Here is an 11804-nt window from a genome sequence, read left to right as displayed (position 1 = left end):
GATATAGGGTTCTGCCGAAGGCTTGAAGACGTGAGGCACGGGCGCCGTTGTATCTGCGTCTGCTCCGGTGGTAAAGCCCCATTCATAGGCGCTAGCCAAAGCCACAGCAGCCTCGTTTTTGGTCTCGACGGTAATGTTCGCTGTATAGGAGGTGTTTGCTGTAAGAAGGGCATTTGGCGCGAAGATAGCTGTGCGGCTAGCAGCATCATAGGTTACAGTTCCAGCAACGGCGGAAGCGTTCGGCCCCTTGAGAGTAAAGCTCGCCGCTGTGATCGTAGTGCTGGTCATCGTCTGACTAAAGGTAGCTGTAAGCTTGCGGTTCGTTGCAGCGCCAGTCGCGTCTGATGCCGGGATCGTGGCAGTGACTGTGGGCGAAGCAACGCTTATGCTTTTACTGTCACCTCCATCAGTATCTCTGCACGCGCCCATGAATTGAACTGACACTAAGGTCAAACAACATAAAAGTGATCTTACAAAACCGGCCTTGATACTCGACATTGTACTTACTCTCCACTATGTGAGTGCGCTATAAAAAGAAAACTAGTTAACAAATGTTTCTGTTTCCTCAGAAAATCAAAATCTTTATCCAACTGACATATAGCCTATCGGTATATAGAAAATTTCTAACGACAAAAATCGCAGAAAAAAACTGTAATTTAATTTGGATAAATTTCGTATCGAGAAGGCAATTGAATGATTACAGTCGATTAAGCTGGTAATTATGGAGAGAAAATATGCTTTGTCGAGCTGAGGATTCGTGCCACGAACTGCAAGCGGCCGTGTAATGCGGATTGGACCGTTTCGCAGAGCAGAAGTTTTTACCTCGGCTGGCCTCTTCGTTTACTCTATGACCTGGAGGGGCTCAGCTCTGTCCGCTGGAAGCTTATCGCGGAACACTTCTACCTGGACTTGGGATCAGCGAAGTCAGCTGGATGTGATCTTCATGGTGTCACAGGGAAAACAGCTGACCCTAGACGCGTTGATCCAATAAACTCCGCAACCTCGTCGAGCTCTATAATGACTTCAATCGATAGATCCAAATTGGTCTTCACAGCTTTGGAATTAGCGGGGTCGCCCGCGCTTTACCCCTTTAACGATCATTTCTTCTTCTGATTTTGGTTGCAATTCTTCGCCTCTTTATCAAGATCTTTTTTAGTCCACTCCATTATTTTATTCTCTCCATGTATATCTTATTTTCGACAGGACTCGCGTCCCAGTAAGTGATGAGTCTCGTAAAAGAGCTAAACTCATCGTCAATGACTTCATAGACCATGGTTATCACCCGTTGCCGAACTTTTCCAATCACCCTTGTTTGCTCGGGATATAAAGCATGAACGTATTCCACATATTCGCCTTCAAATAACTCCTCAGCAACTTCGACAGTGAAAAACCTTGTGTGTGCTTAAGCAGGTGGGACTTATCATCCTCCCTATGGAACCCGTCTATGTTCCCCATCCCGTGATCTCCTCATCAGAAAAAAGTCCACTACTTCATATTAACTATCTATTTTTATTGAATTATATTGTGCAATGGGGAAATAGAGACTAGGACCTTAGCCCGCGCTAGCGGGCCCAAAACAAACCCTCGGAACCGCGAAGCGGGCACATATCTATTATTGGATTTATCGGATTTAATTTTTAATTGGGATTTTTTTTATTTTGCGAAAGCAAGAAAAGAGCATGGCTCACCATTGGGTGGACCACTTGAACAAATATTTCCGTACCTGGAACCTATTATAATCATTAAATTTTTATGGCATCGCCTTTATAAAAACGAGGAGTTTTTACGGCAGAAATATCTCATCGAGGGGCTCTCAACCCGGGAAATCGCCGAAGGAACTTTTTCCGTAAGGTCTACGATTGTCCGAGCTCTCAAAGAGTTCAATATACCACTTCGACCAGCGGATGTTGCCCACCGAATGAACAAAGGACAATTGGCGTATGGAGAGAAGCTAGTCCAGAGACGTGAGTCAGGTCATCGCCGAGAGCTGGAGAACATCGTTAAAATGACCGAACTTCGGCAACGAGGCTTCAGTTATCATAAGATCGCCGCCATCCTCAATTCCATGGGCATCCCCACAAAAAATCGGAAGAAATGGCACGCAACAACCGTCATGAATATCCTCTCGTCGACGAAGAGGTGCAACGATATTCGGAGTTAAATCATCCGGGTTAAACAAATCCGGATAATGGATGAGCGAAACTGACCAATTCAATCATATAGTATTGGACTCTGCCATTTTACGCATTACTGCCTCGAACTTAGCTGTCGCCGCTCGAAGAGTCGCTATGATCTCCTGCGCGATCTCCGCTGGCTCTGGGAGACTTTCGTGATCCGTCAGCGTGTCATCTCTTAACCAGAAGATGTCTAAGTTGCACCTGTCGCGAGCGACAAGCTCCTTGTAGCTGAACTTTCGCCAACGGCCTTCGGGCGCCTTCTCAGACCACGTTTCTTTCCGCTTCGCCCGGTTGTTCGAGTGAAAGCACTTTATGAATTCTTCAAGATGCTCGAAACGAAGTGGGTCCTTCTTGAGAGTATGGCGAACATTCGTCCGGTAGTCGTAGAACCAAACCGCTTTCGTCCAGGGTTCTTTGGCTGCAGGCTTGTTGTCGAAGAAGAGAACGTTGGCTTTTACGCCATTGGCGTAGAAGATTCCCGTAGGAAGTCTCAGGATCGTGTGAAGGTCGGCAGTTTCAAGGAGTTTCCGTCTTACCGTTTCACCCGCGACACTATCAAATAGAACGTTATCGGGAACAACAACGGCAGCCTTGCCCGTGGTTTTCAGCAGGGTCTTGATGTGCTGAACGAAATTGAGCTGCTTGTTGGAGGTCGTTACCCAGAAGTCCTGTCGGTTGTAAGTAAGGTCATCTTTCTCTTGCTCACCTTCGGCGTTGGTGATCGTCATGCTGCTTTTCTTGCCGAAGGGAGGATTCGCCAAAACACAATCATAGGTGAGGCTCGAAGGGGCGACTAGGGCATCGTTTGGCGAGATGATCACTTCGTCCTGCGTCATCTCCCCAATGTTGTGTAGAAATAAGTTCATAAGACAAAGGCGGCGAGTACCGGCGACGATCTCGTTTCCTCGAAACGTATGGAGTTTTAAAAATGTCTTTTCTTCCTTGTCCATGTCGCAGTGGTTGTGCACTAGGAAGTCGTAAGCCGCGAGAAAAAAGCCTCCCGTTCCGCAGGACGGATCAGCAATAGTCATTTTGGGTTCTGGTCGGATGCACTCTACTATTGCCTTAATCAGAGGTCTTGGAGTGAAGTATTGGCCTGCACCGCTCTTCGTATCTTCGGCGTTCTTCTCAAGAAGTCCTTCATAGATGTCACCTTTTACATCGGTACCCATGACGACCCACTTTTCCTTGTCGATCATGTCGATGACACGCGAGAGCTTTGCGGGGTCTTGAATTTTATTTTGCGCCTTGACAAAGATTTGGCCAACCATTCCCGGCTTGCCGCCGAGCTCCTTCAGAAGCTTCGCGTAGTGGTCTTCAAGGTCAGCGCCCTTGCGGCTCGTGAGTGTCTCCCAAGTGAACTCGTCGGGGATGCCGATCTTCCTATTATATGGCGGTTTGGAATATTCATCGGCCATCTTGAGGAAGAGCAGATAGGTAAGCTGCTCAAGGTAGTCACCGTATCCCACGCCGTCGTCGCGAAGAACATTGCAAAAGCTCCAGACCTTGTTAACGATTGCTGAGCTATTCATATTGCTTGCCTCCAAAGCTAGAATGATGCGGCAGTTCTGTCGCGCAGCCTAGCTATTGAGGCTGTCAGGTCCGATGCAGAGGTCAAATACGCCGAGATTTGGGTGGCGATTCTTCGTTGCTCATCAATCTCGGGAATGGGAACCATGGAGTGGCGGATTGTGCTTGTATTCACTCTGGGTCTTGTTACACCTTTTACCGATGACCGTAGAAGTGAGTAAAACTGCGAAGTCGACAAGAGATAGACCAGGAAACGAGAATCGAGCTTGGAGGGGTCGGGTCTAAGGCAAAAACAATCCGCTTTGTTAATTGCCAAACCAAGCGATGCAGGAAACTCACAGCAGCGCACGAAATCGGCAACAAATGATGAGAACAACACGTCTCCTTCTTGTATCGTATGTCTAGTGAGCGTGCTGTACTTTTCTGGCGATATATATGTCTTCTCATCCATGAATATCGTGCGACCAATGTTCTCAAGCCGGAGAACCCTGACACCGACCTCGGTGTAATCAGAAGTCTTCAAACTAGAACCGAATGGCCCGTCGAAAATCCCGCCACTATTCTTTAGGGAAGTTTCAAGCTTGATTGGCTCTCTATCAGTCCACGCCGTATTTAGCGCTGACTGCTGAAACAAATTCACCTTTTCCAGGACTGGTAGCTCACGCCAACTTAAACTCATGACACCAATGCCTCATTCATCTCACAGATAATCGAATCTATCTGTGGTCCAAACAGTTCGTACATCCGCGCAAGACCTCCTTCATCATTAAATGGAGCAAGATCGAGATCGTCGCGTTCGATGTGGAAACTCGAAGCGACGTGATCCTTGATCATTCGCAGCCAGTCCATCTGGTCCTTGTTAAATTTGGTCTTTCCAGATTGCCTGCGGAAAACCCAGTCCTGGAAGTTCTTATCTACCTTGCTCTGATGATCAGTCAGCGCTGCATCCACACCCGTTACACGCCTAATGAGTGACACGATTGCTACAAGCTCACTTTTGGGATTTCCTGCTTGGACTTTATCCATCGAAGCATATGCTTGGAACACTCGGAAAGGAGCGAGGTTAGGTTTGTTTGTCTTCAGTGTGTCGAAGATCTCACGAATCATCTTATATGTAATTTCTTTTCTTCGATGCGGTTCGTTGTAGAGGATTTTTAGCGCCATGATCTCATTCTTGTTCAATTCGATGAATTTTTGGAACTCGGTAACCATAACCTTAGCTTGATCGGCTTGCGAGGCGTCCCAGCCAGCATAAGAGATATTATCGCGGTTCACCATGTCAATGATCTGGTCGTGGCTTTGACGAACCTGCACAATGAACTCATTTAGCTCACCCGACAACATTGAGCTTGCCTTCTTGATCAATGTCTCTTTAGTCGTCTTGGATTGCTCAGGCGTAGGATCTTCCTGCTCTTTCAGCTCGAATTGCCTGCGAGCTTCTTCTTCCACAGCGTCGGGGTCATGAGCGCGAAGAATAGCATGAACGATATCGGAAACGGAAGAGCCTTTAGCGAGCTTTTGGAATTTCTCCTTTTCAGCCACTGAAATCTCCCGATCCAAGCGCGTGAGACGACTAGCGAGGGATGAGTAAACTCCTTCGTCTCTAGACCCCATCAGTACATTGGATAATAAATCTTTGAGGGAAACACTTCTATTCCTCTCCAGTGGCCTTGTGTTTGATTTTAGCGATTTCGATACACCAATAGCATCTATTACAACGAAGTGGGTCTTTGCGGTATTTGCGGAGGGAGAAATTCGTTTTAGATCGTCTTCTCCTAGCGTGCGCGTTCCACGGCCCAGCATCTGTTCATAATAGTTCTTGGACCGAACATCTCGCATGAAAAGCAGGCACTCGATTGGCTTCACATCAGTACCAGTCGCGATCATATCTACTGTCACAGCGATTCGAGGGTTGAAGTCGTTTCTGAATTGGGTCAGGATTGACTTCGGATCTTCTTTGGCTTGGTAGGTAATTTTCTTGCAAAAATCATTACCCTGTTCAAACTCTTCGCGAACCATTGCGATAATGTCATCCGCATGGCTATCAGTCTTGGCAAAGATTAGGGTCTTGGGCATCTCCTTGCGACCAGGAAAAATCTCAGGTAGTTTGTCTCTAAAAGTACGTATAATCTGGCGAATCTGGCTAGGGTTTACAACGTCTCTGTCCAATTCGGTACCTTTATATGCTCTATCTTCGTCCAGCTGCTCCCAACGCTTTTTTCGTGAAAGCTTCTCCCGACGCTCAACATACTCGTTGGCATTGAGTATCGAACCTGCCTGGGTGATCTCGCTTTCGATCAAATAAACATCAAAACCTACGTTCACACCGTCAGTAACAGCGCTCTCGTGCGAATACTCACTTACAACGTTCTCATTGAAGAAACCAAATGTCCGGCTGTCGGGTGTCGCGGTCAAACCAATGAGAAAGGCATCGTAGTAGTCCAAGACCTGCTTCCACAGGTTATAGATGGAGCGGTGGCACTCATCTATAATGATGAAGTCGAAAAATTCAATTGGCAAGCGCTCATTGTAAACCACCTTTTGAGGCTGCCTTGGTTCCATCTCGATTTCATTGGGGTTTGCCTCTTCCAACTTTTCATCCAATTCCTCACCTTGAAGAATCGAGTAGAGCCTTTGGATTGTCGAAATGTAAACCTGACTGTCGGTGGGAATATGCTTTGATTTGAGTCGCGTGACGTTATAAAGCTCCGTGAATTTTCGGTTGTCATCGATAGGCTTGAATGCCATGAATTCTTGCTCAGCCTGTTCGCCCAAATTCTTGGTATCCACCAGGAATAAAACTCGCTTCGCCTTTGCGAACTTAAGCAACCGATAAACAGATGTGATCGCAGTAAATGTCTTGCCAGCACCAGTGGCCATCTGGACTAAAGCACGGGGTCGGTTTGCCTTAAATGACATCTCAAGATTTGTGATCGCCTTAAACTGACACTCTCTAAGACCAGCCTGATCAAGGTTGGACAGATCTTGAACCCGACTTCGCAGAGTGCGACCTTCCTTAACCCACGAATGAAGCTTCTCAGGACGATGGAATGAAAAGATTTCGCGCGATCTTGGCTTAGGGTCACGAATATCAGTGAAACGGGTTAGGATGCCAGTCGCCTCGTACCGAAAGGGAAGGGGTTGATTATCAATATATTTGAATTTGCTGCCCGCGTATCCCGCCGACTGATCTTCAGCCGTAGTTATACGCAGACCCTCGTCATCTCTTTTTGCTTCGATTACGCCAACGGGAGTTTGATCAACAAAGAGGGCGTAATCGGCTGGGCCGGCGTCAGTAGGGTATTCCTTAATCGCGATGCCCAGACCCGCTTCCCAATCGAGCTTCTTGAATTCCTGAACCTTCCATCCCGCCCTGCTTAATCTTTCGTCGATGGCATCACGCGCAATTTGCTCTGGGTGCTGATTAACCATTCTATTCACTCCTGATACTCGATTTCACTTCATAGCTGACTAACCATCCGAGGGCGCAGCTGCCTTACGATTGACCAACCACTGGCTTCTCAAGCCTGCCAGAGTGTACCAAGAGCGGGATGTTATCAAGCCTGCAGCGACCCAGAGCTTGCCCTTATGGCCTCTAATACTGCTTTCCTGACAAAGTCCAAAAGAATGCCGCGTGATTATGTATGGCTCTTGATAGCAGTACAAGCCAATACATGACTAAATGGTCATTGTGCCGCTGTTTTGCAGTTTCAACCCAAGGTCAAATCGAATGCTATTCCATTATGGGCTAGCCAACAAAGCTGACCCTGATTAAGAAAACTTTACTGGGCTCAAATAACGTAGACGCAATTGGCATACGAAGAGGGGGATATTCAGAGGTTTGCAAATAGTCGGCTCGGTCGAGGCATACCACAACACGGACACAATCATAGGCGAGGCCCCAGATAGCGATTTTCTTCTCCAAATACGTATCTCGGCATGTAGGAAAGGTCCGTTTTTGTCGGCGTGATGATCTTTTTCTTATTTGAGAAAACAACTTGTAGCGTCGAATTCATTCGAGATTTTAGATCCCGCAATTCCTTGAAATATCTCCGAAGATCGGCATCATCGATCTCATGCTGGCGTGGTGAATCAAAGAACATAACCTGTGGGTGGGGACCGCCCAGCTTCATTGCAGTTTCAAACACCGCTGCATAGTGCGCAAGAACAATTCTCGACCTAGTGCTACCTTTTTGATAGGAATCAGCTCTGAACTCAGCTTGGTTTAGGCTGAATCCAAACATATTGTTCACATCAGGCCCGGACGATATGTTGGGTGTACTTAAAATCTGAAGCCACCGACTCAGAGATTCCTGAAAAAGAGCGACTCCGTCTTTTAACCTATCGTCGTTGCTTTTACGACCACTGGGTTTAAGAGATCGCTTTTTCTCCTCCAAAGATCCTTTTACATTGAACAGCCGATTTAGTTCGCTTTGCTCATTCCTAAGCTGACTAGCTTGAGATCGAAATACTACCAATGATTCCAAACGCAATGTCCTTCTCGACATCTCATCAATCAAACTATTTGCATCATTTGTCATCATGATCAGCTTTCGATTTTCCTTTACCTTCACTAACTCGGCTTCTTCTTGAGACAATTTTTTCTTATATTCTACAATCTCAATGCTCAGTGAATTTTCTGCGAAATCAAGGTCCTTTAGCTGATCTCTTAGATAGAGAAGCCTTTTTCCATATGCTTGCTTTACATTCTCGAACATAGAACAGCTCGAAGATCCACAAAACAATCGAAATTGGTCCGTCGCTAATTCATTTGCCCGAAGAATGTCGGCCTCAGTACCTAATCCCACTGCCGCACGTTTCATCTGCGCTAAACGACTCTCACGCTCGGCTATCATCTGCCGATAAACCGAACAACGCTCCTCTTGAGTTCGTACGTCTCTGTCATCGGTTGGAGACCTCAGATCGATAATTTCTGACCTGATTGCAGCAATTGAATTCTTCAACGCCTGTATGTTCGAATCAAGATCCTCGACATCCGGGATATCCCTGGTTTCCATTCTTGTTTTGATTTCTTTTATTACCGATCGCTTTTTTCTAATGAGATCTTCAGTGACGGATAGATCGTCCTTGCATCTCTCATACTCTTCTTTTTCGTTATGAGCTTTTGCGGGAGCCAATCCAAAAATCAGTCGCAAAGCTTCAGTCCTTTGGTTACTGATAAAATCCTGATTTTTCAAAGGCTGGTACACATCTGTCCAACTTGATTGACTTGCCCAAAAAAGCGGGAATACGGTCGAAATGTATGGCAAACTTTTGCCAGAATTTTTCGTGGTGAGAGTCGGCATTGAGATATCAAGCTGCCCAAGAATCCAGTCAGAAAACTCTCTCGAAGAAGTGAACTTCTTAGTTTTTATGGATTCTCCAGAAACCGTAACCTCAAAATCGGCTTCGATGAGTCGTTCAATGACGTATTCAACATTATTAATTTCAACCTTTAGTCGTGCCGCTGCACAATTTTCAATTATTTCAGGCGGAAGTTCTAGTGGATAACCTAATGCGAAGCCCATTCCTTCCAGCATAGGAGTTTTGCCGGATCCATTTTCGCCTCCAAAAATGGTGAAATCTTCAGCAAAGGTAATCCGTTCGGATTCCCATCCTCCCTCGCCTCTCGGTCTATAGTCATAGGTCTTCAGGATCAAAGGCACTAGTTTATTTCCTCAAACAGCTGCAGGTTTCCGATTGCCCTTTCGATGCTCCTTGCCAACAACGCAAAGTGCGCGTCCGCGTTCTTCCGCTGACTGAGAAAATTTCTTCCTCTCTCGGTAATCGAAATTGATCGTTCGGTCGTCACTTTTACCAAATCTGATGCTTCCAGAAAACAAAGAGCATCCGCACACCTCGACTTCAAGACAATTGACCATTCTAATCGACGTTTAAGAGGAGAAAACCCTGGAAAAATTGTAGCAAGAATCTGGCTTACGCAAAAGCTCACACGACCAGATTGCAAAGATCCATATTTTATAGATGTCAGAATTAAAACAGCTAATGCGATAAGGGGCTCATAAAATAATGTTTCACCATTGTATTCAGGCTCGGCCTCATCCAAATCATCTGATGCAACTCTAATTATTACAGAAGCTTTCGCAAGCTTCTCAATCAAGTTATCAAAATCTGAATTAATAGAACTGCTCATATAGTAGGCCCACGCTGTGCAGCTAAAGAGAAAACCATACCCAAGACAAGCATTCCGCTTAGCTTCAGACTTTCTGTCACTGCTCCATTAAATCTTCTAGAAACTTCTTCAGCATCCATCTTAATAAGATTCCAGTCCGATCTGGTTCCATTGCTCAACCGCTGAAGAATTCCTCCACAGTCAATTTTGAGCGTCAAATAGTCATCAGGATTGAAATCATACTTTTTTTCAGCGTACCAAGAATCCCATCTTGCCTTGCATTCGCAGATCAGGGTTACTAGGTCTGCCGAAATTTCATTCGCTTCGCATAATCTTTTAAGTCGTGAAGACTGCAATATTGCCTCTCGCCGGCTGTTCCCTGACTTCAGCAAAATTTGGTATCCGTCTTTCGACAAAGGTAACAAGGCTAAAACTTCATCTGGCGTAATAGCTTTTTCTTTTCTTAGGACTTCGTCAGCTGAAGGCAATCTATCCAGAACAACATGGCTTTTTGATCTCACTTTTTTAAGAAGGTCGTCGGCAATCCGTGTCGCCTCAACATGATGCAAACTGACCTCACTTAACTCATAAATTCTCGACTCCAGTTCGCTTTTCAATTCAGCGGCATGTCTTCCAAAGTCGCCTGCTTCATGCTCTATCCTGGTTTTTTTCAAAATTTCTCGGAAACTTTCTTCCGATAGAACAGTTCCGTACTGCTGCAAATAAGCATCTCTAATTCGCAAGTAGATCTCGGCAGAATGTTTGAAGGAGTCCTTCAAACCAAGCGAATGAACTTCTTTAAGAAACTTCGCCAATTCATCATCAATTGCGTGATTAGTTACAAATACAAATTCCTTGCAGTTCTCGCCGAATTTGAAGTAGTGATCAATCAATCGATTGAATATGCTGTCCTGATCAACTGGAGGCTTTGAACTTCCGTCTTTTTTAACCTTCCGTGGTCCTTTAATGACACCGAAAAAATCGACGATCCCCCAAATGCCTTGCTTCAACCCTCTCGCTTTAACCTGATGAAATACATAAATACCACCATCTCCATCTTCGAACTCAATCACGTAGTCATCGTGCCATTCACAAAAAATGCAGAGGTGGTTCTGATTGTCGAGAAGCGCAATACATGACATTGCAGCTTTGCAATACTGGTACTCATACGCATCACCTGTTCGGGCACCTACTTGTTCACGCGGAGAAACGTCTCTCAACGTTCCTTTGATCTTCATTTTTGACAATGGATACCACGCTAAAGAGAGACTGATTGTAATGCTTCGCCCTCTAAGCTTGCGATTCTAGCTAACGGAAAGCATGCAGGCTACAGAAGACAGGGACAAATTTTAGATTTTGCTAGATCCAATTCGACCTTATCTCAAATTGATGGCAATATCGACGTACCCAAGAAAAATTTACCTCCCTATTAGCCTTTTTCAATCAGCCATTCCCTCATTAGTGCAGGTCCAACCATCGGATGTGCCACCACACAACTGCCTGCGACGAGGTCGCATTTCACATAAAATTGGCGGCAAAAATCCCCTTAAATCTCTAATTTTATATTAACTTTTAACAGCTTAGGGGTGTAAATAGGCGCATCAAAAGTGAAACTTAATATTATGAGATATGCCAACTTAACATTGATCGGTCTGTGGGGGAATCGACCCAGCGGGCCGATTTTTCTTTGATCAGATTCGCATAAGCAACGCGCAGGCCGATCAAAACAAGAAGGCATCCTCCAAGCTCCCGATCAAGGCTGCCCCTGATCCACAACTCCCCACCCCCGCCTCGCCAGCGACCAGCATCGACGTACCGTCTTATGAAACCATCCGGGAGTTTCTTAAGGGAAAAGAGGTGACGCTAGTCGCACCTGTCTATCATTGGTTTGTAAGCGCCCCAGCAAGTCACGGTTAGACTCCGTCCCCACCTGATCGTATCCTGCCTCATCACCCGCAGTTGGT

The 11804-nt window shown here is 45.8% G+C and carries 8 protein-coding genes; 1 reads left to right on the top strand and 7 read right to left on the bottom strand.

The genetic code is table 11. The features are described 5' to 3' along the window. On the bottom strand, positions 1-429 hold a 429-nt coding region (locus tag VE954_RS06560; protein WP_324950894.1), incomplete at its 3' end, for an Ig-like domain-containing protein. Positions 430-1918: 1489 nt separating this feature from the next. On the opposite strand from VE954_RS06560, the gene VE954_RS44120 reads away from it, so the two are divergent. Continuing rightward, positions 1919-2161: a recombinase family protein gene (locus VE954_RS44120; RefSeq protein ID WP_414698976.1), complete on the top strand. Its 243-nt coding sequence runs from the start codon at positions 1919-1921 to the stop codon at positions 2159-2161. Between the two features lie 54 nt (positions 2162-2215). On the opposite strand, the gene VE954_RS06555 is transcribed toward VE954_RS44120, so the two are convergent. The 6 genes from VE954_RS06555 to VE954_RS06530 all read right to left on the bottom strand — a co-directional run bounded on the left by VE954_RS06555 (position 2216) and on the right by VE954_RS06530 (position 11078). Further along, positions 2216-3709 (bottom strand): class I SAM-dependent DNA methyltransferase, encoded by a 1494-nt coding sequence (locus VE954_RS06555; RefSeq protein ID WP_324950892.1) that lies wholly within the window; start codon positions 3707-3709, stop codon positions 2216-2218. Between the two features lie 17 nt (positions 3710-3726). Then, positions 3727-4386, bottom strand: coding sequence for a restriction endonuclease subunit S (locus VE954_RS06550; RefSeq protein ID WP_324950890.1), 660 nt, complete (start codon positions 4384-4386; stop codon positions 3727-3729). Continuing rightward, positions 4383-7139 carry a DEAD/DEAH box helicase family protein gene (locus tag VE954_RS06545; RefSeq protein WP_324950888.1) on the bottom strand — a complete coding sequence of 919 codons (2757 nt, stop codon included), beginning with the start codon at positions 7137-7139 and terminating at the stop codon, positions 4383-4385. Before VE954_RS06545 ends, VE954_RS06550 begins: the two co-directional genes overlap by 4 nt. Before the next feature lie 455 nt (positions 7140-7594). Continuing rightward, positions 7595-9373, bottom strand: a complete 1779-nt coding sequence (locus VE954_RS06540) for an AAA family ATPase (protein WP_324950886.1) — start codon at positions 9371-9373, stop codon at positions 7595-7597. After that, entirely contained in the window at positions 9373-9861 is a 489-nt protein-coding gene (locus VE954_RS06535) for a hypothetical protein (protein WP_324950884.1), read from the bottom strand. Before VE954_RS06535 ends, VE954_RS06540 begins: the two co-directional genes overlap by 1 nt. Continuing rightward, positions 9858-11078 (bottom strand): dsDNA nuclease domain-containing protein, encoded by a 1221-nt coding sequence (locus VE954_RS06530; RefSeq protein WP_324950882.1) that lies wholly within the window; start codon positions 11076-11078, stop codon positions 9858-9860. Before VE954_RS06530 ends, VE954_RS06535 begins: the two co-directional genes overlap by 4 nt. Positions 11079-11804 lie beyond the last annotated feature (726 nt).

Origin of the sequence: Oligoflexus sp. (assembly GCF_035638955.1) — a bacterium.
In the GTDB taxonomy this organism is placed as follows: Bacteria; Bdellovibrionota_B; Oligoflexia; order Oligoflexales; family Oligoflexaceae; genus Oligoflexus.
Note: the sequence above shows the minus strand (reverse complement) of the source record. Positions and strands in the feature narration are given on the sequence as shown.